The following is a 22,998-nucleotide window of genomic DNA, read 5'->3' on the forward strand; positions in this document are numbered from 1 at the left end:
CCCTCAGGAGTTCATGATGTAGTCCTTGAGCGCATTGTGCTCGCTCTCGATCTCGGCGAGCCGCCACTTCACCACGTCGCCGATCGAGATGATGCCGACCAGCCGGCTGTTCTCCACCACCGGCAGATGGCGGAACTTGCCGGAGGTCATGCTCTCCATGACCTGGCCGATCAACTCGTTCTCGCCGCAGGTGATGACCTTGGTCGTCATGGTCGTCCCGACCGTGCGGTCAAGCGCTCCGGCGCCATGCTTCGACACCGCCCGTACGATGTCGCGTTCGGACAGAATGCCGGCCACGCTGTAGCCGGGCCCGGTCACGACGATCGCACCGATAAGCTTTTCGGCGAGCATGTGGGCGGCATCGGCAAGGCTCGCCTCTGCCGCGATGGTTGCGACCGAACGGCCCTTGAAGTCGAGGATGCTCTTCACATTCATGGCGTGCGCCTCCCGTCCCATGGCGGGGCGCGCCGGCGGGCACACCCGCGAGAGCTCAAGTCCGGTCACCCGGACAGGAAGCATCCTGCGCAACGGTGACGAAGGCAAGGCCTTCGTCGTGCGCTGCAACATGGTTTGTCCTATCGGTCCGCGGGTTCCGCCCGGACCGGATCGAACAGGGGGAACAGCAGCAGGCCCGCGGCAAAGCCACCAAGATGGGCCTGCCAGGCGATCTGACCCTCGGCGCCGGGGATCGGCAGGCTGACCGCGCCGAACAGCACGTTCATGGCGATCCAGACCGCCGTCAGCCCCATGATCGGGCCGTTGCGTGCCATGTCGGCCAGTCCCAGAGCCGGCACCCGCCAGGCTTCGCGCTCGCTCGCCTGCATGGCGCCCAGCGGCCCGCCCATCTGGAACACGAAGCGCAGCGCGGCGGCCGTGAAGCCGGACACGGCGGCCGAGGCGCCGATCATCGGGACGAATTGCGTGCCCATGGCCGCCAGGTGCGTCGCGGCCCCCGCCGCCGCCGTCACCGCGAAGAACGCCAGCGACCGCAGGACGCCGAAACGGCGCGCCACCGCCGAGCCGAACACCAGGAACCACAGCGTGTTGACGCCAAGGTGCAGCCAGTCGGCATGAAGGAAGGCATAGGTCACGAAGGTCCAGACATCGGCGGCCATGCCGCCGGGAAAGCCCCAGGATGTCGCGAGCGAGCGCTCGTAGCGGGCCGGGATGAAGGCGAAGGTGAGCAGGACCTCCTGGTCGGCCAGATCGGACAGCAGGAACTGCCGCGCCGCATGGATCAGCACCATGGCAAGGGCCAGGACGGCGACCACGCCGGGAAGGTTCAGGATCGGTTCGCGTTCGGACAAGGAAGTGCTGCACTCGTGCCGGCGGGAGGGCTTCCCTTGCACGGGAGCCCGGCGGTGTCGAGGCCGGCGGGTGCTTCCGGCGTGCGCCGGACAAAAAAAGGGGGAGATCCTTGTCGGATCTCCCCCGGCTTGGAGCGTCAGGGGGCAGCGAACCGCCCCCCGTGTCACGTCTCCCTCTCCTCCTGTCCCCCGGAGAAAGCCTTAAGTCGAGCGGGCCGGCGGTGGAGTCGACACCGGGGCCCGAATTCGTGGAACGCCTCTCTTTTGCCTGTTCGACGGGCAGGGACGCAACTGAAACCAAAGGTCAACCTTAACGCGTCAAGCCCTTGTTAACCCTGAGGGTCATGCGGGACCTTGGCACGCCGACTGCTCAATGACCGGCAAGGTGCCCAGCGGGACGCGTTTTTGTCCCGCGCCGGCACAGGTCAGCAAGCCGATGAGCCCGCCATGCGTCACGACGAGAGCCGCCACCTCTTCTCCTACTGGGACGGCCTGCGCGCCGGCCGTGCGGCGCCTGATCGCACCGAGGTCGATCCGCGCGACATCGCGACCATCCTTGGCGACACCTTCATCCTTGAGGCGGATCGCACCGTCGTCCTGCCCTACAGGCTGGCCGGCTCGCGGGTCAGCAACCTGTTTGCAGGCGAACTGAAGGGCTCGGGCTTCCTCGACCGGTTCAGCGCCGGCGGCCGGGAGCGCGCCACCACGGCTCTGGCCGATGCGACGGCAGCCCAGACCGGCCTGATGCTCGCCCTCGATGCCACCAGCAGCCAGGGGCGCAAGGTCGATCTTGAGGCGGTGATCCTGCCGCTTGTCCATCGCGGCCGGATCGGCGCGCGCCTGATCGGCACGCTGTCCGTCCACGAGGCACCCTGGTGGATCGGCCGCGACGGGATCGCGAGCCTCGACGTGACCGAACTGCGCCTGCTCTGGCCGACCTGGCAGGATGCCGGCCGGGAGAGCCCGGCGGCGGCGAACGGTGCGGCCCGCCCCCGTCTTGCCGCGCTCGTGACGACGGCACCGGCCCGGCCTGCCGCCGAGCGCCCGTTGCTGCGCCTGATCAGGGGCGGATTGCCTGCCTGACGGGGCGGTCATGACCGGCTTGGCAACCAGCTGTTAACGCTCCCGACCTAAAGTTGCGGCTGCAGTTCCTCCAGCACAGCCGCACATGTCAGCCCTGGCAAAAGTCCTGACCGCTCCCTCGTCGGAGGAGAACAGACGCTTCCAGCGCGTGCGCGTGGACGTGCTCGGCCGCTTCATGCTGTCGGACCGGCGCGAATATCCCTGCCAGGTCATCGACATGTCGCCGGGAGGCGCTGCCATCGTGGCGCCTGTCGTGGGCAGGCTCGGCGAACGGGTGATCGCCTATCTCGACCATGTCGGCCGCATCGAGGGCATGATCGTGCGCGTCACGGAGACCGGCTTCTCCATGACCATCGAGGCCTCGCTCCGCAAGCGCGACAAGCTCGCTGACCAGCTCACCTGGCTGGCCAACCGGCAGATCCTCGGCCTGCCGGAGGATCGCCGCCACGAGCGCATCATCCCGCGCAACCCTTTCACGACGATCACCACGCCGCTCGGCGAGAAGGTGCCGATCCGCGTCATCGACATGTCGCTGTCGGGAGCGGCCATCGGCGGCGCCGATGACCTGAAGCCCGGCGACATCGTCCAGATCTCGCGCTGCATGGCGCGCGTGGTGCGCCGGCTGGAGCGTGGCGTCGCGGTGGAGTTTTCCAACCAGCAGCCGATCGAGACCATCGTGGCGCTGGCAGCCGAACTCGGTGCCGACCTGAAGGTCGACTTGCCCCGCACGCCGCTCATCTGACCGGCGCTTGCCAGCCCCTGAACGCCCGCGATTCGGTCTTGGCTGACCGCCGGTAAACGGCTTCCCGACAATCTCAGCAAATCTGCCGGTCCACGGAAACCACACGGGTGCGCTCCGCTCGCCTCGCTGGCGCGTCATGGCCTCCGAATCGCGGCCGAAGCGTGACGGATCGGCCCGATCCGCCAGAACGCGCAGTTTGCCGTGGTGAATCCACGCTCCGTTAGTGCCAACAAACCCTTGCCGGGATCGTTCGTCTTTCACCGATCGGTTTCAGTGCAGCGCAAAAGCCGGCTGGCATCGTCCCCCCATCGACGGAGGGACACGTCATGCAGGGTCTTGCGACCGGCACCACGACAGGGGGATGGCGGGCCATGCTGGCCGCGGCGGGGCTCATGCTCCTGCCCCTGGCCGGCGCCGAAGCCAACGGCAGCCGCCTCGCCCATCTCAACGAGATGGGCAGCACCACGCCACCGCTCGGCTGGGTGCAGTTCTGCAGGGATTTCGCCGCCGATTGCGCCACGCGGCCGGCCCGGATCGACGCCGTGCGCCTTGATCGCGGCAGCTGGAACCTGATGGCCGGCATCAACAGCCGGATCAACGCGGCCATCGAACCGGTGACCGATATGGACCAGTACGGGGTGGAGGAGCACTGGACCTATCCCGTCTCGGGACGCGGCGACTGCGAGGACTACGTGCTGGAGAAGAAGAAGCAGATGGTCGCAGCCGGCTTTCCGGCAAGCGCGCTGCTGATCACGGTGGTGCGCGACCGGCGCGGCGACGGCCATGCCGTGCTGACCGTCCGCACCGACCGCGGCGACTTCATTCTCGACAACGAGACGGACGCGATCCGTCTGTGGAACCAGACCGGCTATCGCTTCGTGAAGCGCCAGTCGGAAGCTGATCCGAACCGCTGGGTCACCATCGGTCCGGCCTCCGCACCGGCGGCGGTGGCCAGCCAGTAGCAAGCCCGTTCGCGCGGCGGACATCGAAACGGTCCAGTGTGGGCCAACACACAATCGGAGCTTCGCGTCCTCGGTCACGTCCCACCCCTCCCCGTCCCCAGACCGGGTTCGCGATCGACGGCCGGTACCTCGCAAAGAGGGCCGGCCGTCACCTTTTCTGACAGGCGCCGGCGCGCCCCGGGCCGGGTCCCTCCGCAGGCGCCGATTGACCCGGCCCCGGCGGACGCTTAACTCAGGCGCGAAACCGGCCGTCGCCGTCCCTCAACGCCTGTCCGCTGCTCCATGGCCCCACGCGAGATCATCGTCATTCCGGACCCGCGGCTGAAGCTGGTCTCCGAGCCTGTCGCAGCCGTCGACCGGGAGATCCGCAGGCTGGCGGACGACATGCTGGAGACGATGTACGAGGCGCCCGGCATCGGCCTTGCGGCCATCCAGATCGCCGTTCCCAAGCGCATCATCACCATCGACCTTGCGCGCAAGGACGAGCCGAAGACGCCGGTCGTGCTGATCAATCCGGAAATCGTCTGGCGGTCGGAGGAGACCTCCACCTATGAGGAGGGCTGCCTGTCGATCCCCGAATATTACGAGGAGGTCGAGCGGCCGGCCCAGTGCCGCGTTCGCTATCTGGATCTCGATGGCAAGCCGCAGGACCTCGACTGCGACGGGCTGATGGCGACCTGCGTCCAGCACGAGGTGGACCACCTCAACGGCGTGCTGTTCATCGACTACCTGTCGCGCCTGAAGCGCGAGCGGGTGATGAAGAAATTCACCAAGCAGGCCAAGCGCGAGGCGACCGCGTGAGCCTGCGCGTCGTCTTCATGGGCACGCCGGACTTTGCCGTCCCGACCCTGTCCGAGATCATCGGCCAGGGTCACGAGGTCGTGGCGGTCTATACCCGCGCGCCGAAGCCGGCAGGCCGCGGCATGGCCGAGCAGAAGACGCCCGTCCACAGGCTCGCCGAGCGTTTCGGCATCCCGGTCTTCACGCCGAGGACGCTGCGCGACGCGCCGGCCCAGGAGGTCTTCGCCTCGCTCGGCGCCGATGTCGCCGTGGTGGTGGCCTATGGCCTCATCCTGCCAGGGCCGGTGCTGGAGGCGCCGGGGCTCGGCTGTCTCAACCTGCATGGCTCGCTGCTGCCGCGCTGGCGGGGAGCAGCTCCCATCCAGCGGGCCATCATGGCGGGCGACGCCGAAACCGGCGTCATGGTCATGAAGATGGACGAGGGGCTGGACACCGGCCCGGTCGCCATGGCCGAGACGATCCCCATCGGCCCGGATATGACCGCCCTTGAACTGCATGACCGCATGGCCGTGCTCGGCGCCGACCTGATGGTGCGCGCGCTGGCCGCCCTGGAGCGCGGCTCGCTCGGCTTCTCGCCCCAGCTGGCCGCGGGCGTGACCTATGCCGCCAAGATCGACAAGGCCGAGGCGCGGATCGACTGGGCGCGGCCGGCGGCGGAGGTCCACAATCTGATCCGCGGCCTGTCGCCCTTTCCCGGCGCCTGGTTCGAGGCCGATCTCGGCAGGGGACCCGAGCGCGTGAAGGCACTGCGCTCGGTCCGGGCGGCAGGCTCCGGCCCTGCCGGAACCATGCTCGACAGCGACCTCACCATCGCCTGCGGCGAGGGTTCGGTGCGCCTCGCAGAGGTCCAGCGCGCCGGCGCGAAGCCGATGAAGGCCGCCGATTTCGTCAACGGCGCGAGGCTTGCCGCCGGCGCCCGTTTCGGCTGAGGGCGCGGCCGTGCCCCGCTATCGCCTAACCATCGAATATGACGGCTCGCCCTATATCGGCTGGCAGATCCAGGGCGCCAGCTTCGGCAAGTCGGTGCAGGGCGAGCTTGTCCGCGCGGTGGCGGCGTTTTCCGGCGAGACGACCAGCGTCAACGGCGCCGGCCGCACCGATGCCGGCGTCCATGCCACCGGCCAGATCGCGCATGTGGATCTGACCCGCGACTGGCCGAACCGCGTGGTGCGCGATGCCACCAACCGCTACCTCAAGGACGAGGCCATCGCCGTCCTGAGGGCGGAGAAGATGCCGGACGATTTCGACGCCCGGTTCTCGGCGGTGCGCCGGCACTATCTCTACCGCCTCATCGACCGCCGGCCGCCCCTCACCCTCGAGCGCGCGCGCGCGTGGTGGTCGCCCAAGCCGCTGGACGTCGCGCGCATGCAGGAAGCCGCCAATGTCCTGATCGGCCGGCACGACTTCACCACCTTCCGCTCGACCGAATGCCAGGCCAAGTCGCCGGTGAAGAACCTCGACCGCTTCGACATCGTCCGCACCGATGATGGCATCGCCTGCCGGCTCGATGCCCGCTCGTTCCTGCACAACCAGGTGCGGTCCATGGTCGGCACGGTGAAACTGGTGGGCGAGGGGCTCTGGACGGTCGAGGACATGCGCGAGGCGCTCGCCGCCCGCGACCGCAAGGCCTGCGGCATGGTCGGGCCGGCCCATGCGCTCTACCTCACGCAGGTCGACTATCCGCCGGTCTGGGTGCCGCTGGCCGACACCCCGGAAGGCGGCTGAGCGAGCGCGGCCACCGCCTGCCATTCGGCCAGCACCGCGGCATCGCGCTCGTCGGCCGGCGGCCCCCCGGCAAGGTGCTCCGGCGCCAGTTGTCCGAGCGCCCAGACCGCAGCGCCCCGGACCAGCGCATGGGGGTCGTCGAGCAGCGGCCGGACGACCGGCGCCAGGGCCTGATCCCCGCTGTTGCCGATGGCGATCAGCACATTGCGCAGGAACCGGTCGCGGCCGATCCGCTTGACCGGGCTCTTGGCGAACAGGGCACGAAAGCCGGCATCGTCGAGCCGGGCCAGGTCGCCAAGCTCCGGCCGTCGCAACGCCTCGCGCGTGGCGAGCTTCATCTCGCGGCCTTCCCGCGCGAACTTGTTCCAGGGGCAGGCGGCAAGGCAATCGTCGCAGCCATAGATGCGGTTGCCCATGGCGCGCCGGAATTCGCGGGGGATCGGCCCCTTGTTCTCGATGGTCAGATAGCTGATGCAGCGCCGGGCATCGAGGGCATAGGGGCGCGGGAAGGCGTCCGTCGGGCAGATGTCGAGACAGGCCCGGCAGGAGCCGCAATGGTCGGTCTCGGGCGCGTCGGAAGGCAGGTCCAGCGTCGTCATGATGGCGCCGAGGAACAGCCAGGAACCGAAGCCGCGCGAGACGAGATTGGTATGCTTGCCCTGCCAGCCGAGGCCGGCGGCCGCGGCCAGCGGCTTTTCCATGAGCGGGGCGGTGTCGACGAAGACCTTGATGCCGCAGCCGGTCTCCTCCGCCAGCCAGCGGCCGACCGCCTTCAGCCGCTTCTTGATGAGGTCGTGATAGTCCTCGCCGCGGGCATAGACCGAGATGAGCCCGGCGGTGCGGTCGCTCAGGCCGTCGAGCGGGTCCTCGTCCGGACCGTAGTTGAGCCCGAGCATGATGACGCTGCGCGCCTCCGACCAGAGCACCCGCGGGTCGCCCCGCCGCTCGGCCGTCTCGGCCATCCAGGCCATGGAACCGTGCCGGCCCGCGGCAATCGCCTCGGCAAGGCGCGGGGCGGCTTCGGGAACGGCAGCGGGCGAAGTGAAGCCCACATCGTCGAACCCCTCGGCATGCGCCTTCTCGACGATCAGCCGGCGCAGCGCGGCCGGGTCGCTCAGAAGTCGAGATCGGCGTAGGTCGCGCTCGCGGGCATGCCGGCCACCCGGTCGGCCAGCAGCGTCCGGAACGACGGGCGCGACTTCACCCGCGCGTACCATTCCCTCGCCGTCGCTTCCTCCGTCCACTTGACCTCGCCCAGATAGTCGACAACCGACAGATGCGCCGCCGCCGCCAGGTCGGCGTAGCTCATCTCTGCACCCGCCAGCCAGTGGTTGCGCGCCGCAAGCCAGCCGATATAGGCCAGATGATAGCGGATATTGGCGCGCGCTGCCCGAAGCGCGGCGGTGTTCGGCCCGCCGCCGCCATGCTCCGGCGACATGAACCGCTTGTCGATCTTCTCCTCGACCAGCGGCCGGGACACCTCCTCGAAGAACTTGCCGTTGAACCAGCGCACCAGCCGGCGCACCTCGACCCGCTCGACGGGGCCTTCGGGCAGGAGCGGGCGTGACGGCGTGCCGGTGCCGGACTCGTCCAGCCACGCGCAGGCGATCTCGGCACCGGGGATTGCCAGCGCATCGGCGACGACCAGAACCGGCGTGGCGCCCTCCGGGTTGAGGCGCAGGAAATCTGCGCGCCGCTCCCACGGTCGCTCCTCGGTCAGGTCAACGTCGATGCCGCGTTCGGCAAGCACCAGGCGGAGAAATCGCGAGTGCGGACAGAAGGGGCGATGAAGGATCTGCATGTGTCGGGTCCGGGCGCAATCGACCGTCGCCATGTGGTTTTTCCGTGGCACCGCCGCAAAGGTGCTGCCGCGCGGGCGCGGTCAATAGCGCCCGCCCGCCGGCAAAGCAACGTCACAGGCGCCGGGACAGGGCTTGGCAGGCGTCTTCAGCCGTTCAGCGACTGTCCGGGCCAGCCCTCGGCCGCGATCTTCGAGGCGGCGATCACGGCCTGGGTGCGGCTGTCGACGCCGAGTTTGGTCAGGATCGCCGAGACATGGGCCTTCACGGTCGCCTCCGACACCGACAGCTCGTAGGCGATCTGCTTGTTGAGAAGCCCCTCCGACAGCATCATCAGCACGCGCACCTGCTGCGGGGTCAGGCTCGCCAGCCTTGCCGCAAGGCGCGCGCTCTCCGTGTCGCCGCCACCGGCAAGGTCGATGTCGGGTGGCACATAGGTGCCGCCGTCCAGGACCTGCCGCACCGCCTCGCGCATCGCCTCGGTGCCGAGCGTCTTGGAGATGAAGCCGGAGGCACCGAACTCGAAGCAGCGCCGGATGACCGAGGGGTCCTCCGTGGCGGAGACGACGACGACCGGAACGCCGGGATATTGCGCGCGCAGGAACATCAGTCCCGAAAAGCCCTTCACGCCCGGCATGGCCAGATCGAGCAGCACCAGGTCGACATCGGAATCCTGCGCGATGAGGTCCGACATCCCCGCGAAGGACCCCGCCTCGACGATCTGCAATTGCACAGGCAGGCCGCTGACGGCCTCGCGCAGCGCGCCGCGAAAGAGCGGATGGTCATCGGCGATGACGATCCTGTAGGACGGCGTTTCCATGTGATGCCCGCAACCCCTGCGGTTGTTGCCTGCCCTCTTGAGGAGCTTGTCACCAGTTATCCCCGCCCTTGCCCCCGGCACAAGCCCGAAAACCGCCAGATGCCATGGATCGGTCGCGGTTCGGTCACCGGATCGGCCCGGCGGGGTGCAGGATGGTTCCGAGCTGTCGCATTGACAGGCCGCGGAAGGGGGTCTGTTATCGACCCTTGAGACAGCCGGCCCCAGGGCTGGCCCGAAGAGACGAGGCGGATCGTGGCGCAACCCATCACCTGGATGGCGGTCCTTGTGACCGGCCTGATGATGACCGTTCCCGCCGAGGCGGTGATGCGCGGCGAGCCGGCGCGGGATCCTGCCGGCGTTCGCCGCTCGACCGTGCTGATCGAGACCCCCGAGGGCATCTGCACCGGCGCGATTGTCGGCCCCGACCTCGTGCTGACCGCCGCCCATTGCGTCTCCGCCCGCGGACGCTACCGGGTGCGCTATCTCGACCGTTCGTTCCGCCGGCTCACCGTCGCGGTGGCGCGCACCATGCCCCACCCGAATTTCGATCCCGGCCACGGCTTTGCCGCCGACGATATCGGCCTCATCCAGGTGGCCCGTCCCTTTGCCGGCGATACCCGGGCGGCGACCCTGCCCGGCGGTGGCTGGGGGGTCGGCTGGTTTTCCGGCGGGGCGCCAGGCGAGGAACTGCTGATCGCCGGCTTCGGCTCGACCGAGCGCGCGCGCGGGCGCGATGGCATCCTCCGCGAGGCGCTGATGCGCTCGGCCCAGCCGAGCGTCTCCGGTCGCGGCTTTGCCGGCCTTGCCGGCGAGGAGCGCAGCCAGCGGCCGGGCATGTGCGTCGGCGATTCCGGCGGGCCGGTCTATCGCCGCGAGGGCCGGTCCTTCACGGTGGTCGGCGTGCTGAAGGGCGGCACCACGGATCCCGGCCGCGAATGCACCTCCACGCCGATCTACGTGCCGGTGCGCGACTATGTGCCGTGGATCCAGTCCACCGCCTCCGGCTGGAACACGCGGGTCGGCGGCCGCGGCGTGCTGGAAATGCGCCAGTAGCGGCCGGCCGGCGGCAGGTTGTCAGGCCGCCTTCGCCAGTCCGCGCTTGACCAGAAGGGCCTGCGGGTCCGGCTCGCGGCCGCGGAAGGCGACATAGGCCTCCATCGGATCGCGGCTGTTGCCGGCCGAATAGACATACATGCCGAGACGCTGGGCGAGGCGCGGCTCGAACGGGTCGCCCGCTTCCTCGAAGGCGGCAAAGCCGTCGGCATCCAGCACTTCCGACCACATGTAGCTGTAATAGCCGGCCGAATAGCCGTCGCCGGAGAACACATGGGCGAAATGCGGGGTGCGATGGCGCATGGCCATGCCCTCGGGCATCCCGATCCGCTTCAGTTCTTCCGCCTCGAAGGCGATCGGATCGAGGCCGTCCGCGCTCTCGAGCGAGTGGAAGGCCATGTCGACCAGCGCCGAGGAGACATATTCGACCGTGGCGAAGCCCTGGTTGAAGGTGCGCGCCGCCAGCACCCGGTCGATCAGGTCCCTGGGCATCGGCTCGCCGGTCTCGGCATGGATCGCGAAGCGCTCCAGCACCTCCGGCCGTTCGAGCCAGTGCTCGTAGATCTGCGAGGGGAACTCGACGAAGTCGCGCGGCACGGCGGTGCCGGCGACCAGCGGATAGGTCACGTCGGAGAGCAGGCCGTGCAGGCCGTGGCCGAACTCGTGGAACAGCGTGCGGGCATCCTCGAAGGACAGGAGGGCCGGCCGGCCCTCCGGTGGCTTCGCGAAGTTCATTACATTGACGATGATCGGCCGGATGTTGCCGGACAGCCGCTCCTGGCTGCGGAAGGCGCTCATCCAGGCGCCCGAGCGCTTGGTCGGCCTTGCGAAATAGTCGCCGAGGAACAGGCCGACATGCTCGCCCTCGCGCAGCACCTCGAAGGCACGCACGTCCGGGTGATAGACCGGAATGTCGTCGCGCGGGCGGAAGGTGATGCCGAACAGCCGGCCCGCCACGTCGAAGGCCGCCTCGATCATCCGGTCGAGCTGGAAATAGGGCTTGAGCGCCGCCTCGTCGATGGCATAGCGCCGCTGGCGCACCTTCTCGGCATAGTAGCGCCAGTCCCAGGGCTCGACGGGGCCGACCATGCCCTCCTCGCGGGCGATGGCTTCAAGATCGGCCCGCTCCTCGCCGGCCCGCTCGACCGCCCGCGGCCAGACCCGTCCGAGCAGGTCGCGCACCCGGTCCGGCGTCTTGGCCATGCTGTTGTCGAGCTTGAAGGCGGCAAAGGTCGGATAGCCCAGCAGCCGCGCCCGCTCGGCGCGCAGCTTCACGGTCTCGGCGACGAGGGCCCTGTTGTCGGTCTCGCCGCCCATCTCGCCGCGCTTCACCCAGGCGCGGAACACCTTTTCGCGCAGGTCGCGGCGCGGCGACAGCGTCAGGAAAGGCTCCACCATGGAGCGGCCTAGCGTCATGACATGGCCGTCGCGGCCGCGATCCCGGGCCGACTGTTCCAGCGCTGACATAAGGAATTCCGGCAGGCCCTGGAGGTCTGCCGCGGACAGGTCCAGCGTCCAGCCGGATTCGTCCTTCAGGATGTTCTGGCTGAACTGCGTTCCAAGGGTCGCGAGCCGTTCGGTGATGGCGCGCATGCGCTCCTTGCCGGCCTCGTCCAGTTCGGCGCCAGCGCGGACAAAGCCCTTCCACGTGTAGTCGAGCACGCGCTCCTGCTCGACACTGAGGTTCAGCTGGCTCATCCGGTCGTGGACCGCCTTCACCCGCGCATAGAGCCGGGGGTCGAGGCTGATCGCATTGGCATGCTGGGCGAGGATCGGGGCCATGTCGCGCTGGATCGCCTGGATTGCCTCGGTGGCATCGGAGGCGGCCAGATTGAAGAACACGCCGGTGAGGCGGTCGAGCGGATGGCCGGCCGTCTCCAGCGCCTCGATCGTGTTGGCGAAGGTCGGCGCGTCCGGATTGGTGGCGATCGCCTCGATCTCGGCGCGGTGCCCGGCAAGCGCCTGCTCGAAGGCGGGCCGGTAGTCCTCCGCGGCAATCTCGCCGAACGGGGCGATGCCGAAGGGGGTGGTCCAGGGGCGGAAGAAGGGGTTGGTGCGCTCGCTCATGGCGCCAATGTGGCGAGCCGCCTCACCCGGGACAAGCCCGCCGCGCCGCATGGTTAACCGCTCGTGAAGGGCGGGCTGCTAGGACCGTCGGATCGGGCGGCAAGCGAATCGGGGCCGGCATGGACATCGCCAATCTGGGCAAGGCACTCTTCCTCGGCCTCGTCGAGGGCGCAACCGAGTTCATCCCGGTCTCGTCCACCGGCCATCTGATCCTGGTGGGTCACTTCCTAGGCTTCCATTCCACCGGCAAGACCTTCGAGGTGCTGATCCAGCTCGGCGCCATCCTGGCCATCCTGTCGGTCTATTTCGTTCGCCTGCTGGGTGTCGTGCTGTGCCTGCCGACCGATCCCTGGGCGCGCCGCTTCGTCGTCTCGGTGCTCGTCGCCTTCCTGCCGGCGGCCTGTCTCGGCGTGCTGCTGCACTCCTCGATCAAGGCGATGTTCGAGCGACCTGATCTCGTCTGCGTGGCTCTGATCGTCGGCGGCTTCATCCTGCTGGTCGTCGACCGGCTGAAGATCGAGACCGTGGCCGACAATGCCTTCCGCTTCTCGCCCTGGCTGGCGCTGAAGATCGGCCTGTTCCAGTGCGCCTCGCTGTTTCCCGGCGTCTCGCGGTCGGGCGCCACCATCGTCGGCGCCATGCTGATGGGCACCAGCAAGCGGGCGGCCGCCGAGTTTTCCTTCTTTCTCGCCATGCCGACCATGGCGGGCGCCTTCGCCTACGACCTCTACAAGAACTACCGCGCGCTCGATTTCGCCGACGTCACGCTGATCGGCGTCGGCTTCGTGGCGGCCTTCGTCTCGGGCCTGTTCGTCGTGCGCTTCCTGCTCGACTATGTCAGCCGCCACGGCTTCGCGCTGTTCGCGATCTGGCGCATCGTGGTCGGCACCGTCGGGCTTGCGGGGCTCTGGCTGATCCGCTGAGCCGGGTCTGCAGGCCGGCCGTCAGCGATGCTGCTCGGCAAACTGTCCCTGCCGGCGGAACCGCCACAGATAGGTCGGCACGATGGCCTCCACCGATTGCGGCCGGATGCCCAGCCCCTCCAGCGTCAGCCCCTCGGCCTTCGCCTGCTCGCTGACGACATTGTCGGTCCGCAGCATCTCGACCTGATCGGGGGTCAGCGGCGGGTTCGGCAGATATTGCAGCACCTTGGCCTTGAGCCGTGCCAGCCCGAAGGGCAGCGGCACCAGCAGGCGGTTGCGGCCGGTGGTCGCCAGCACGAACTCCATCAGCTCGCGGAAGCTCCTGACCGCCGGACCGCCCAGTTCATAGACCGCGCCCGGCTTCGCCTTGCCGTCGACGGCGGCCATCACCGCCGCGGCGAGATCGGTGACGAAGACCGGCTGGAACCGCGTCTCGCCGCCGCCCACCAGCGGCAGGGCCGGCAGCATCTGGGCCATGCCGGCGAAGCGGTTGAAGAAGCCGTCCTCGGGTCCGAACACGATGGAGGGGCGGAAGATCACCGCATCCGGCGCCTCGGCCAGCACGGCCGCCTCGCCCGCGGCCTTGGTGCGGCCATAGGCCGAGGTGCTCTGCGCATCGGCGCCGATGGCCGAAAGATGGATCATCCGGGCACCCACGGCCGTCGCGGCCCGCGCCACCGCACCGGCGCCGCGCGCCTGTACCGCGTCGAACTTCTGCCGGCCGGTCTCGTGCAGGATGCCGACGCAGTTGATGACGATCTCGGCGCCCTCGCAGGCCCGCGCCACCGAATCGGGAAAGCGCAGGTTGGCCTGGACGGCATGGATCTGCCCGACGGAACCCAGCGGCTGCAGGTGGCCCGCCAGGTCCGGACGGCGCACCGCCACGCGGACGCGGAAGCCGCGGCGGGCCAGCGCCCTAACGATATGGCGGCCGACGAAGCCAGAGCCGCCGAATACCGTCACCAGCCGGTCGAAGGTCTGCATGTCTCGCCTCTCGGGTCGAAGATCGCGGGGGTCGGGGCTGATTAGTCGATTTCCAGGGTGAGGTGAAGGGGCGACGACAGGTGGATTTCCCGCTTGCGCCGGACCCTGGGTCATACCTTAGCACTCCCGGACATGGAGGTTGCCATGACGACGACGAAAGATGACGGCCCGATGATGACGGCAGCGGAATGTGCCGGCCGGATGGGTCTGACGGTCCGGGCGCTCAGGGTCTATGAGCGCCACGGACTGATCGCACCCGGCCGGACAGGCAAGAACTGGCGGCTTTACGGGGCTCGGGAGATCACGCGCCTCAGCGAGATCCTCGCTCTCAAGCAGCTCGGGCTCAGCCTGTCGCGCATCGCCGGGATCCTCAAGGGCCGGGCGAGCGATCTGGATCACCTGCTGGCCGTCCAGCGCGCGGTCCTGGTCGAGCGTCGCGACGGGGCCGAACGCAGCCTCGCCCTCGTCGGCAGCCTCCAGGCCAAGGTCGCCTCCGGCGACCGGGTCTCCATCGACGATCTGGTCAAACTTGCAAAGGATACCAGCATGATTGACGACCGCACCCAAGCCGTGGCCTGGCGGCGCTACGAACAGGCAAGGCCCCGTGTCGAGATCCCCGTCGAAGCCTCACGGCTGGACGAGTATGCCGGAGACTACCGCTTCGGCGACGGCACCACCTACACGGTCACCGCGCGCGATGGCCGCCTCTTCGTGCGCGTCATGGGCCAGCCGGAGGTCGAGGCCTTCGCCGAGGCCGACGACCGCTTCTTCCTGAAGATCGTGCCGGCCCAGGTCAGCTTCGATCGCGGTGCGGATGGCCGGGTGGACCGGCTCGTCCATCACCAGGGCGGCCTCGAGCAGGAGGCGGTCCGGGTTGCCGCCGAGGATGCGCGGGCGAGCGAAGATGCGCTTGCCGCCCGCATCCGCCTGCAGCAGCCCCTGCCGGGCGGCGAGGCCCTGCTGCGCAGGATCGTCGAGGACCAGCGCCGCGGCGAGCCGGACTATGACGCCATGACGCCGGCGCTGGCGTCCCTGGTGCGGCAGCAGCTGGCGATCATCGTCGCCGAGCTCGGCCGGCGGGGCGCGACCGGCGAGATCCGCTTCAAGGGCGTCGGCGAGCACGGCATGGACATCTACGAGGTCCGGTTCGAGCGCGGCGCGACCGAATGGGGCCTTGGCCTTGCCCCCGACGGCCGCATCTCGGGGCTCTATGTCCGACCGGTGCCCTGAGGCACAGGTCCGGGTCCGGCCTCATCCCCACCAGGCGATGAGGCCGGCCGCCCCCGCCCAGAGCACGGCATAGCGTGCCGTGCGGGCAAGGCCAGTGATGATGAGGGTCGGCAGGGCCGGATAGCGGGCCATGCCGGCCACCAGCGTGATCGGATCGCCGATCACCGGCATCCAGCAGAGCAGCAGCGTCATCCAGCCGTGGCGGGCGAACAGGCGTTGCACGCGCGTCATCATGGCCGGGTCGAGCCGGAAGCGCGCGACCAGCGCCTTGCCCCGCGGGCTTTCGACACCGGTGGCGATGAGCCGGCCGATCCACCAGCTGGTCATGCCGCCGGCGGTGTTGGCCAGGGCCGCGACAACGAAAAGGGCGGGCACCGGGGCGGCTCCCGTGGCCATCAGTCCGAGAAAGACCACTTCCGACCCGCCCGGCAGCAGGGTCGCGGCCGTGAACGCGGCTGCCGCCATGGTCGCAAGCGCAAGGATCTCGGCGGCCACGCGGCACTCCCGTTAACGACGGTCTCTTGCCACGCCGATCATCGCTTGCACAGGGCCCCGGCCGGTCGTTTAATACGGCCCCGAAACGAGTTGCGTTTCCTCCAGTTTGCGTTCCCCCGGTGCCACCATGTCCGTGGTCATGCGTCCCGCCCAGGCGCTCAGGCTGATGCATGACCTGTCGCTCGGCCTCGTGCAGGACGGCGAGCCGGACCTGTCCGCCCGGCAGCTTGCCATCCTGCTGACCATCTATCTCGAGCCGCCGCCGCACCATGTGCGCGATCTCGCCCGCAAGCTCGGGGTCACCAAGCCGGTCATCACCCGCGCGCTGGACACGATGGGCAAGCTGGAACTGGTGGCGCGCAGGCGCGACGAGAACGACCGGCGCGACGTCATCATCCAGCGCACGGTGAAGGGGGCGCTCGCCGTCGAGCGCATCGGCGACCTGATGATCGCCTGCGCCCGCGAACTGCCGCCATGACCGGCGCGCACACACGATGCCGGGCCCGCGCATGACTCAGGCTTGCCCGACGGCAATGCACCGTTCATCGGCCCGTGCCAGAATGAGCCCGCCATGCAGACCCTCGACCGCCGCACCACGCCCGCCCGTCCCGACCTTGCCGCCGCCTTCCTGAAGGGGCAGGTGGAGGCCGCGCGCTTTGTCGAGGGCCGTCCGGCCCGCGTGATCCTGCCGGTCGTGCCGCTGACACCCTCCACCCAGATCAACGTCGCCCGCGACACCGAACTGGTCTTCGGCGAGGAGGTGACCCTCTACGACGAGGCGGGCGGCCACTGCTTCGTCCAGTCCGCCCGCGACTTCTATGTCGGATATGCGGTGTCCGCCGCCTTCGGCCATCGCGGCCTGCCGGCCACCCACCGCGTGGCCGCGCTCAGGACCCATCTCTATCCCGGCCCGAGCATCAAGCTGCCGCCGACCTTCGCCGTGCCGATGAACACGCGCCTCACCGTCGAGCGCCTGGTCGGGGATTTCGCCGTCACCGATACCGGGCTTCATGTCGTCACCCGCCATCTCGCCCCCGTCGGTGCGCCGGAGCCCGACTACGTCGCCGTGGCCGAACGCTATGTCGGCACGCCCTATCTGTGGGGCGGGCGCACCAGCCTCGGCATCGACTGCTCGGGCCTCGTCCAGGCATCGCTCGACGCGGCGGGCATCGCCGCCCCACGCGATTCCGACATGCAGGAACAGGCGCTCGGCGAGCGCATCGAGGTCGGCCCCGACCTCATGGGTGTCCGGCGCGGCGACCTGATCTTCTGGCGGGGCCATGTCGGCATCGTCGTCGGCGACGGCCGGCTGCTGCACGCCAACGGCCATCACATGGCAGTGGTGGCGGAACCGCTGATGGAGGCGGTCGAGCGCATCGCCGCCAAATCCTATGGCAGCATCACCGCGGTGAAGCGGCTCGCCTGATCCCTATTCGCAGACCGGCCGGTCGCAGCGGCGCACGGCCGCGATCGCGCCTTCGAGCACGCCCCGTCCCGGCCAGCCGATCAGGGCGACGCCGGCCATCAGCCAGGAGGGCGTCGCCGACAGGTTGGCGGCATTGGCAAGCCGTGTCGCAGACGCAATGGCGACGCCGGTCTCCTCGCGGTCGGCCAGGTCCTCGATCTCACGATCGTCCAGCCCGAGATCCTTCGCCAGGTCCAGCGCCCTCAGCCCGTCGAACACGCCGCGCGCGGCCATCGACGCCTCGTGGAAGGCGAGCGCCCGGGCCTCGCCGCCGATCTGCTTGACCGCATATTCCACCCGCGCCGCCTGGAACGAGGGCAGGCCGAGGCTCGGCGCATTGATGAGCCGCAGGCCAAGGCTCCCGTCGGCCGCCAGCATGGCCTTCACGTCCGCAGCCGCCCGCCGGCAATAGCCGCAATTGGCATCGTAGATCTCGGTGAGGATGACATCGGCCTGGCCCGATCCGGCCGGAATGGCATTGGCCAGTGCGTGGATGTCGGTCTCGATCTCCACCGCCACGCGGAAATTGGGCACCTCGCGCCCGGCCCTGTCCTTCAGCGGATACCAGGCGCCCTGGGCAAGGGCTCCCGATCCGGCGATCACGGCAGGGGCGGCGAGCAGCAGGCGTCGGCTGAGGGGCATGGACGGTCTCCGGTCGGAATGCACCATCCCGACCGGCGGCGCGCCTTCAAGTCACGGCTGCGTGACGGCTCAGGCCGCCTTCACGGTCTCGATGAAGCGCTCGACCTCGCGCTGCAGCACCACGCTCTCCTGCGACAGCGCCCGCGCCGAGGACAGGACCTGCGCTGATGACGAGCCGGTTTCGGCCGCCCCCTCGTTGACGCTGGAGATGTTGTGCGCGACCTGGGAGGTGCCCTGCGCAGCTTCGGTGACGTTGCGCGAGATCTCCTGCGTCGCCGCGCCCTGCTCCTCCACCGCCGCGGCGATGGCGGCAGCGATGCCGGCCAGCCTGTCGATGGTCTCGCCGACATCCCTGATGGCCGCCACCGATTCCTGCGTGGCCGTCTGCATCATGGCGATCTGCGAGCTGATCTCGCCGGTGGCCTTGGCCGTCTGGTTGGCGAGCTGCTTGACCTCGGAGGCGACCACCGCGAAGCCCCTGCCGGCCTCGCCGGCGCGCGCCGCCTCGATGGTGGCGTTCAGCGCGAGGAGGTTGGTCTGCTCGGCGATCGCCGTGATCAGCCGCACGACGTCGCCGATGCGGCCGGCCGCTTCGGAGAGCTCGCCGATCCGGGTATTCGCGGTCTGGGCCTGGCTCACGGCCTCATGCGACATGCGGGTGGATTCCTCCACCTGCCGGCCGATCTCGGACACCGAGCTCGCCATCTCCTCCGCCGCGCCGGCCACCGACTGGACATTGGTCGAGGCCTCTTCGGAGGCTGCGGCCACCACCACCGCGAGGGACTGGGTGGTCTCCGCCGTGCGCGACAGGCTGGTCGCCGCCGTCTCGAGCTCGGAGGAGGCGCGCGAAACGGTCTCCACGACGCCGCCCACCGCACGCTGGAACGTGTCGGCAAAGGCGATCATCGCCTCACGCCGCTCGGCCGCCGACCGGGCTTCGGCGTCCTGGCGTTCGCTGCGCAGGCGTTCGGCCTCGATCATGTTGGTCTTGAAGGTCTCCATGGCGCCCGCCAGCCCGCCGATCTCGTCGCGGCGCGCCATGAACGGCGTCACCACGGTGGTGTCGCCCTCAGCGAGGCGCAGCATGGCATCCCTCATGGCGGTCAGCGGACCGACCACGCGCCGCATCATCAGCACGATGGCGGCCACCGCGAACACCAGCGCAAGGCCGAGCGCGCCGAGCTGCCAGGCAAGGCCACGGAAGCTGCGGTCCATCAGAGCGCCGGCATGGTCGCGCGCGGCCGAGAGGGCGGCCTCCGCAACGTCGAGGATGGTGGCGAGCTTCTGCACCGCCATCGGGCTCCATTCCATCGCCGTGAAGCGCGGCTGCTCCTTGTTGATCAGCTGCATCAGAGTCGCCATGCGCACCTTGCCGAACTCGGGATCGAGGAACCCGCCCCGGGCGTTCTGGAGCGCCGTGGCGAAGGCCGGCGGCAGCGGCAGGCCGGCGGCGAGCTGTTCGACCGCCGCCCAGGACGTTTCCATCCGCGACACGAGGGTCGCATAGCCGACCAGCGGATTGGCCGGCAGGGCCATGCCGGCCAGCGGATTGGAGATGAACACCGAGGTGTCGCCGGCCGCCTGGCGGGTCGTCCAGGCGTTCTGCTTGAGCTCCATGAGCTGATCCACAAGGGCGTCGTCGAGCTTGATCAGGCGGGTGGTGCGCGTGCTGACGCGGTCGAGCAGGCTGATCATGCCGTCCGTCGCCGCATAATAATCGTCCGCGATGCGCGGGCGGCGCTGGGCAAGGGGCTGGGCCATCGCCCGTGCCGATTCGTCCTGCAGGGCCGCCAGCGCATTGATCGAGCGGTCGAGTTCGGCCGCCAGTGCGGCAGAATCCTCGAAGCTGAGCGTGCGCAGCACCGCCAACGCGGACCGGAGTGCCGGCATCTCGGCCGCCCGGTGCGGCGCGATGGTCGCCGGCACGCTGGCGTGCACGGCCTCCAGGATCAGGGCCCGGCGCGAATTGGAACGGTCGACGCGCAGATTGTGCAGCGCGGTAAACATGTGCGTGTTGAGGTCGACCACGGCCGCGATGCGGACCGAGCGCTGGTAGGTCCGCCAGGACTGCCAGGCGGCGATCGACAGCAGCCCGACCAGGGCCAGGGCCAGAATGGCGACGATGCCCTGTGACAGGCTCCGGACGGTGAGGCGGTTCAGCACGGTGATCCCCGGTTATTTCGCAGTTGCGAGATGACCGTGAGGTCGATGCGGTAAACAAACCGCTAAGCCGCGTGCCGCCCTGTCCGGAAAAGACTGTAATGCCAGAGGTCTAGCTGCCGAATACCAATGACCCAGCGTCAGGCGGCCTCAATAGCCGTGCTGCGGATCGACGATGTTCTCAAGCGACCCTACGGCCGCGTGCGCCGCAATCTGCCGCGCGATATAGGCGGCAATGGCCGGCGGCGAGGAGATGGCCGAGTTGTGCGGCGTCACCGTCACGTTCGGATGGCTCCACAGCGGGCTGTCCTCCGGCAGCGGTTCGGTCTCGAACACGTCGAGGACAGCGGCGCCGAGCGTGCCCGCCTCGAGCGCGGCCAGGATGTCGGCCTCCACCTGCAGCCCGCCGCGGCCGACATTGACGAGAACCGGGCCGCCGATCGCCTCCGCCTTTGGCATCCTTGCGAACAGCCCGGCATTGAGGATGCCCGCCGTGTCGGGGGTCAGCGGCATCATGGCAACGAGGATGTCCGAGGCGCTGACGATGGCATCGAGCCCCTCGGCCCCGTGATGCACGGTCACGCCGTCCACCTGCTTCGGCCTCCGGCTCCATCCGGCGACCGGAAAGCCCATGGCCTTCAGCTTGCCGGCGGCATCCTGACCGAGCACGCCCATGCCGAGCAGGCCGACGCGGATGTCGCTCGCCTGCGGCTGGTCGCGCAGGTCGATCCATTTCCGCTCGCGCTGGAAGCCGTCGTAGACGCGCACCCTTCTCAGCGCCATCAGGCAGTGCATCACCACATATTCCGACATGCGGGTGGTCAGGTCCGGATCGACGACACGGACAACCGGCACGCCCTCGGGCAGCCGCTTGTCCTTGAACAGGTGGTCGACGCCGGCACCCAGCGAGAAGATCGCCTCGAGATGCGGCAGGCCGGAAAAGGTGCCCTCCGGCTGCTTCCAGGCGGCCGCATAGGTCACCGCGCGCCGGTCATAGGGCTCGGTATGCAGCACGATGTCCCAGCCGGGCAGGACGTTGCGGAAACGTTCGCGCCAGGGCTCCGGGTCCCAGGCGCCGATGCCGAGCAGCAGCGTGTTCACGGTATGGCACTTCCGTAGGCGGTGGATTCAAGGTCGAAGGCGGCGGCGAACAGGGCCTTCGTGTAGTCGTTGCGCGGCGTCTTGAAAACCTCCGCGGCTGCACCCGTCTCCACCACCTTGCCGTCCTTCATGACGATGATGTCGTCGGACAGGGCCGCGACCACCTTCAGGTCGTGCGAGATGAACAGGTAGGTCAGGTTGCGGCGGGCCTGCAGGTCGCGCAGCAGGTCGACGATCTGGGCCTGCACGATGCGGTCCAGCGCCGAGGTCGGCTCGTCCAGCAGCACGAAGGCCGGCTCCAGCACCATGGCGCGCGCGATCGCGACGCGCTGGCGCTGTCCGCCGGAAAACTCGTGCGGATAGCGGTGCCGCGTCTCCGGGTCGATGCCGACATCGCCGAGGGCCGCCACCACTTTGCGGTCGCGCTCCTCCGCGCTCAGCTTCGGATGGTGGACGAGCAGGCCCTCGGCGACGATCTCGGCCACCGACATGCGCGGCGACAGGGAGCCGTAGGGGTCCTGGAAGACCACCTGCATGTGCCGCCGGTTCGGCCGCATGGCCTTGAAGCCGAGGCCCTGGATGGCGCTGCCCATGAAGACGATCGGCCCGTCGGACGAGATCAGCCGGAGCAGGGCGAGGCCGAGCGTCGTCTTGCCCGAGCCCGACTCGCCGACAATGCCGAGCGTGCTGCCCCGCCTCACCTTCAGCGAGATGCCGTCCACCGCCTTCACATGGCCGACCGTGCGGCGCAGCAGGCCCCGCTTGATCGGGAACCAGACCTTCAGATTGTCCGTCTCCATCACCACCGACGCGCCGGAACTGTCCGGCCGCTCGGCCGGCGTCGGTTCGGCGGCCATCAGGTCGCGGGTATAGGGATGCTGGGGTCGCTCGAAAATGTCGCGGACCGGCCCCTGCTCGACGATCTTGCCATAGCGCATCACGCAGACCCGGTCGGCCAGCTTGCGCACGATGCCGAGGTCGTGGGTGATGAACAGGATCGCCATGCCGGTCTCGCGCTGCAGGTCCTTCAGCAGCGCCAGGATCTGCGCCTGCACGGTCACGTCGAGCGCGGTGGTCGGCTCGTCGGCGATCAGCAGGTCGGGCTCGTTGGCAAGCGACATGGCGATCATCACGCGCTGGCGCTGGCCGCCGGAGAGCTGGTGCGGATAGCTCTCCAGCCGGCTCGCCGGGTCGGGAATGCCCACCTTGGAGAGCAGCTCGATCGCCCGCTCGCGCGCTGCCGCCTCGCTCATGCCGCGGTGCAGCTTCAGCACCTCCGCCACCTGCTGGCCGACCGTGTGCAGCGGGTTGAGCGAGGTCATCGGCTCCTGGAACACGATGGTGATGTCGTTGCCGCGCACGGCCCGCATCGCCTTCTCGTCGGCGGCCATCAGGTCCTGCCCCTTGAACAGGATGCGGCCCGAGGGGTGGTATGCGGCCGGATAGGGCAGGAGCCTGAGCACCGACAGGGCCGAGACCGACTTGCCCGAGCCCGACTCGCCGACCAGCGCGACGGTCTCGCCGCGCCCGAGCTCGAACGAGATCCGGTCGACGGCCAGCGTTTCCCGTCCGGCCTGCCGGAAGGCGACGGACAGGTCCTGAACCGAGAGGAGGGGCGTGTCGGGTGCGGTCATGGTCT

At 69.1% G+C, this 22,998-nt stretch carries 23 protein-coding genes; 11 read left to right on the forward strand and 12 right to left on the reverse strand.

Features of this window, described 5'->3' with window-relative positions; all coding sequences use genetic code 11:
• Positions 1-3 precede the first annotated feature (3 nt).
• Together ACTIFS_RS02875 and ACTIFS_RS02880 are read right to left on the reverse strand one after the other, a co-directional pair.
• Positions 4-435 (reverse strand): CBS domain-containing protein, encoded by a 432-nt coding sequence (locus ACTIFS_RS02875; protein ID WP_439572538.1) that lies wholly within the window; start codon positions 433-435, stop codon positions 4-6.
• Between the two features lie 140 nt (positions 436-575).
• The gene (locus ACTIFS_RS02880) at positions 576-1,307 is read right to left on the reverse strand and encodes a rhomboid family intramembrane serine protease (RefSeq protein WP_439572539.1); all 732 of its coding nucleotides are present in this window, start codon (positions 1,305-1,307) and stop codon (positions 576-578) included.
• Between the two features lie 447 nt (positions 1,308-1,754).
• Here ACTIFS_RS02880 and ACTIFS_RS02885 point away from each other — a divergent pair, with 447 nt between their 5' ends.
• The 6 genes from ACTIFS_RS02885 (at position 1,755) to truA (ending at position 6,620) form a co-directional block, all read left to right on the forward strand.
• A complete protein-coding gene (locus ACTIFS_RS02885; RefSeq protein WP_439572540.1) occupies positions 1,755-2,390 on the forward strand; it encodes a PAS domain-containing protein in 636 nt (211 codons plus the stop codon).
• A gap of 85 nt (positions 2,391-2,475) precedes the next feature.
• On the forward strand, positions 2,476-3,132 hold the full coding sequence (locus ACTIFS_RS02890) for a PilZ domain-containing protein (RefSeq protein ID WP_439572541.1): 657 nt from the start codon (positions 2,476-2,478) through the stop codon (positions 3,130-3,132).
• 326 nt (positions 3,133-3,458) lie between these two features.
• The gene (locus tag ACTIFS_RS02895; RefSeq protein ID WP_439572542.1) at positions 3,459-4,094 is read left to right on the forward strand and encodes a transglutaminase-like cysteine peptidase; all 636 of its coding nucleotides are present in this window, start codon (positions 3,459-3,461) and stop codon (positions 4,092-4,094) included.
• A 282-nt stretch (positions 4,095-4,376) separates the two neighbouring features.
• On the forward strand, positions 4,377-4,895 hold the full coding sequence (gene def, locus ACTIFS_RS02900; protein ID WP_439572543.1) for a peptide deformylase: 519 nt from the start codon (positions 4,377-4,379) through the stop codon (positions 4,893-4,895).
• 2 nt (positions 4,896-4,897) lie between these two features.
• Positions 4,898-5,824: a methionyl-tRNA formyltransferase gene (gene fmt, locus ACTIFS_RS02905; protein ID WP_439573028.1), complete on the forward strand. Its 927-nt coding sequence runs from the start codon at positions 4,898-4,900 to the stop codon at positions 5,822-5,824.
• 10 nt (positions 5,825-5,834) lie between these two features.
• Positions 5,835-6,620, forward strand: a complete 786-nt coding sequence (gene truA / locus ACTIFS_RS02910; RefSeq protein ID WP_439572544.1) for a tRNA pseudouridine(38-40) synthase TruA — start codon at positions 5,835-5,837, stop codon at positions 6,618-6,620.
• Here the strand turns inward: truA and queG are convergent.
• From queG to ACTIFS_RS02925, 3 genes are all read right to left on the reverse strand, one after another.
• Positions 6,572-7,837 carry a tRNA epoxyqueuosine(34) reductase QueG gene (gene queG, locus ACTIFS_RS02915; protein ID WP_439572545.1) on the reverse strand — a complete coding sequence of 422 codons (1,266 nt, stop codon included), beginning with the start codon at positions 7,835-7,837 and terminating at the stop codon, positions 6,572-6,574. The two genes, truA and queG, sit on opposite strands and share 49 nt — an antisense overlap.
• Positions 7,735-8,421, reverse strand: coding sequence for a glutathione S-transferase family protein (locus tag ACTIFS_RS02920; protein ID WP_439572546.1), 687 nt, complete (start codon positions 8,419-8,421; stop codon positions 7,735-7,737). Before ACTIFS_RS02920 ends, queG begins: the two co-directional genes overlap by 103 nt.
• A gap of 146 nt (positions 8,422-8,567) precedes the next feature.
• On the reverse strand, positions 8,568-9,239 hold the full coding sequence (locus ACTIFS_RS02925) for a response regulator (protein WP_439572547.1): 672 nt from the start codon (positions 9,237-9,239) through the stop codon (positions 8,568-8,570).
• Positions 9,240-9,491: 252 nt separating this feature from the next.
• On the opposite strand from ACTIFS_RS02925, the gene ACTIFS_RS02930 reads away from it, so the two are divergent.
• Complete coding sequence (locus ACTIFS_RS02930) at positions 9,492-10,292, forward strand: S1 family peptidase (protein WP_439572548.1); 801 nt, start codon at positions 9,492-9,494, stop codon at positions 10,290-10,292.
• Between the two features lie 21 nt (positions 10,293-10,313).
• On the opposite strand, the gene ACTIFS_RS02935 is transcribed toward ACTIFS_RS02930, so the two are convergent.
• The gene (locus ACTIFS_RS02935; RefSeq protein WP_439572549.1) at positions 10,314-12,359 is read right to left on the reverse strand and encodes a M3 family metallopeptidase; all 2,046 of its coding nucleotides are present in this window, start codon (positions 12,357-12,359) and stop codon (positions 10,314-10,316) included.
• Between the two features lie 119 nt (positions 12,360-12,478).
• Between ACTIFS_RS02935 and ACTIFS_RS02940 the strand changes: the two genes are divergently transcribed.
• Positions 12,479-13,282, forward strand: coding sequence for an undecaprenyl-diphosphate phosphatase (locus tag ACTIFS_RS02940; RefSeq protein ID WP_439572550.1), 804 nt, complete (start codon positions 12,479-12,481; stop codon positions 13,280-13,282).
• A 21-nt stretch (positions 13,283-13,303) separates the two neighbouring features.
• On the opposite strand, the gene ACTIFS_RS02945 is transcribed toward ACTIFS_RS02940, so the two are convergent.
• A complete protein-coding gene (locus ACTIFS_RS02945; RefSeq protein WP_439572551.1) occupies positions 13,304-14,266 on the reverse strand; it encodes a complex I NDUFA9 subunit family protein in 963 nt (320 codons plus the stop codon).
• 144 nt (positions 14,267-14,410) lie between these two features.
• On the opposite strand from ACTIFS_RS02945, the gene ACTIFS_RS02950 reads away from it, so the two are divergent.
• On the forward strand, positions 14,411-15,496 hold the full coding sequence (locus tag ACTIFS_RS02950) for a MerR family transcriptional regulator (protein ID WP_439572552.1): 1,086 nt from the start codon (positions 14,411-14,413) through the stop codon (positions 15,494-15,496).
• 21 nt (positions 15,497-15,517) lie between these two features.
• Here ACTIFS_RS02950 and ACTIFS_RS02955 read toward each other — a convergent pair whose 3' ends face one another.
• Positions 15,518-15,991, reverse strand: a complete 474-nt coding sequence (locus ACTIFS_RS02955) for a YqaA family protein (RefSeq protein ID WP_439572553.1) — start codon at positions 15,989-15,991, stop codon at positions 15,518-15,520.
• A gap of 127 nt (positions 15,992-16,118) precedes the next feature.
• Here ACTIFS_RS02955 and ACTIFS_RS02960 point away from each other — a divergent pair, with 127 nt between their 5' ends.
• Together ACTIFS_RS02960 and ACTIFS_RS02965 are read left to right on the forward strand one after the other, a co-directional pair.
• Positions 16,119-16,469 (forward strand): MarR family transcriptional regulator, encoded by a 351-nt coding sequence (locus tag ACTIFS_RS02960; RefSeq protein WP_439572554.1) that lies wholly within the window; start codon positions 16,119-16,121, stop codon positions 16,467-16,469.
• 93 nt (positions 16,470-16,562) lie between these two features.
• Positions 16,563-17,417: a C40 family peptidase gene (locus ACTIFS_RS02965; RefSeq protein WP_439572555.1), complete on the forward strand. Its 855-nt coding sequence runs from the start codon at positions 16,563-16,565 to the stop codon at positions 17,415-17,417.
• A gap of 3 nt (positions 17,418-17,420) precedes the next feature.
• On the opposite strand, the gene ACTIFS_RS02970 is transcribed toward ACTIFS_RS02965, so the two are convergent.
• The 4 genes from ACTIFS_RS02970 to ACTIFS_RS02985 all read right to left on the reverse strand — a co-directional run bounded on the left by ACTIFS_RS02970 (position 17,421) and on the right by ACTIFS_RS02985 (position 22,993).
• Positions 17,421-18,098: a thioredoxin domain-containing protein gene (locus ACTIFS_RS02970; protein WP_439572556.1), complete on the reverse strand. Its 678-nt coding sequence runs from the start codon at positions 18,096-18,098 to the stop codon at positions 17,421-17,423.
• 69 nt (positions 18,099-18,167) lie between these two features.
• Positions 18,168-20,261, reverse strand: coding sequence for a methyl-accepting chemotaxis protein (locus ACTIFS_RS02975; RefSeq protein ID WP_439572557.1), 2,094 nt, complete (start codon positions 20,259-20,261; stop codon positions 18,168-18,170).
• A 147-nt stretch (positions 20,262-20,408) separates the two neighbouring features.
• Complete coding sequence (locus ACTIFS_RS02980; protein ID WP_439572558.1) at positions 20,409-21,359, reverse strand: 2-hydroxyacid dehydrogenase; 951 nt, start codon at positions 21,357-21,359, stop codon at positions 20,409-20,411.
• Positions 21,356-22,993, reverse strand: coding sequence for an ABC transporter ATP-binding protein (locus ACTIFS_RS02985; protein ID WP_439572559.1), 1,638 nt, complete (start codon positions 22,991-22,993; stop codon positions 21,356-21,358). The genes ACTIFS_RS02980 and ACTIFS_RS02985 overlap by 4 nt, the downstream gene beginning before the upstream one ends.
• Positions 22,994-22,998: the final 5 nt, after the last annotated feature.

Source organism: Phreatobacter sp. (assembly GCF_051860605.1).
GTDB lineage: Bacteria > Pseudomonadota > Alphaproteobacteria > Rhizobiales > Phreatobacteraceae > Phreatobacter.

Excerpts from the sequence above, each read along its gene's own strand:
- ACTIFS_RS02875 (WP_439572538.1), bottom strand. The coding sequence starts at position 435 with ATGAATGTGAAGAGCATCCTCGACTTCAAGGGCCGTTCGGTCGCAACC.
- ACTIFS_RS02885 (WP_439572540.1), top strand. The coding sequence starts at position 1,755 with ATGCGTCACGACGAGAGCCGCCACCTCTTCTCCTACTGGGACGGCCTG.
- ACTIFS_RS02890 (WP_439572541.1), top strand. The coding sequence starts at position 2,476 with ATGTCAGCCCTGGCAAAAGTCCTGACCGCTCCCTCGTCGGAGGAGAAC.
- ACTIFS_RS02895 (WP_439572542.1), top strand. The coding sequence starts at position 3,459 with ATGCAGGGTCTTGCGACCGGCACCACGACAGGGGGATGGCGGGCCATG.
- def (WP_439572543.1), top strand. The coding sequence starts at position 4,377 with ATGGCCCCACGCGAGATCATCGTCATTCCGGACCCGCGGCTGAAGCTG.
- queG (WP_439572545.1), bottom strand. The coding sequence starts at position 7,837 with ATGGTACGCGCGGGTGAAGTCGCGCCCGTCGTTCCGGACGCTGCTGGC.
- ACTIFS_RS02920 (WP_439572546.1), bottom strand. The coding sequence starts at position 8,421 with ATGCAGATCCTTCATCGCCCCTTCTGTCCGCACTCGCGATTTCTCCGC.
- ACTIFS_RS02925 (WP_439572547.1), bottom strand. The coding sequence starts at position 9,239 with ATGGAAACGCCGTCCTACAGGATCGTCATCGCCGATGACCATCCGCTC.
- ACTIFS_RS02935 (WP_439572549.1), bottom strand. The coding sequence starts at position 12,359 with ATGAGCGAGCGCACCAACCCCTTCTTCCGCCCCTGGACCACCCCCTTC.
- ACTIFS_RS02940 (WP_439572550.1), top strand. The coding sequence starts at position 12,479 with ATGGACATCGCCAATCTGGGCAAGGCACTCTTCCTCGGCCTCGTCGAG.
- ACTIFS_RS02945 (WP_439572551.1), bottom strand. The coding sequence starts at position 14,266 with ATGCAGACCTTCGACCGGCTGGTGACGGTATTCGGCGGCTCTGGCTTC.
- ACTIFS_RS02950 (WP_439572552.1), top strand. The coding sequence starts at position 14,411 with ATGACGACGACGAAAGATGACGGCCCGATGATGACGGCAGCGGAATGT.
- ACTIFS_RS02960 (WP_439572554.1), top strand. The coding sequence starts at position 16,119 with ATGTCCGTGGTCATGCGTCCCGCCCAGGCGCTCAGGCTGATGCATGAC.
- ACTIFS_RS02965 (WP_439572555.1), top strand. The coding sequence starts at position 16,563 with ATGCAGACCCTCGACCGCCGCACCACGCCCGCCCGTCCCGACCTTGCC.
- ACTIFS_RS02970 (WP_439572556.1), bottom strand. The coding sequence starts at position 18,098 with ATGCCCCTCAGCCGACGCCTGCTGCTCGCCGCCCCTGCCGTGATCGCC.
- ACTIFS_RS02985 (WP_439572559.1), bottom strand. The coding sequence starts at position 22,993 with ATGACCGCACCCGACACGCCCCTCCTCTCGGTTCAGGACCTGTCCGTC.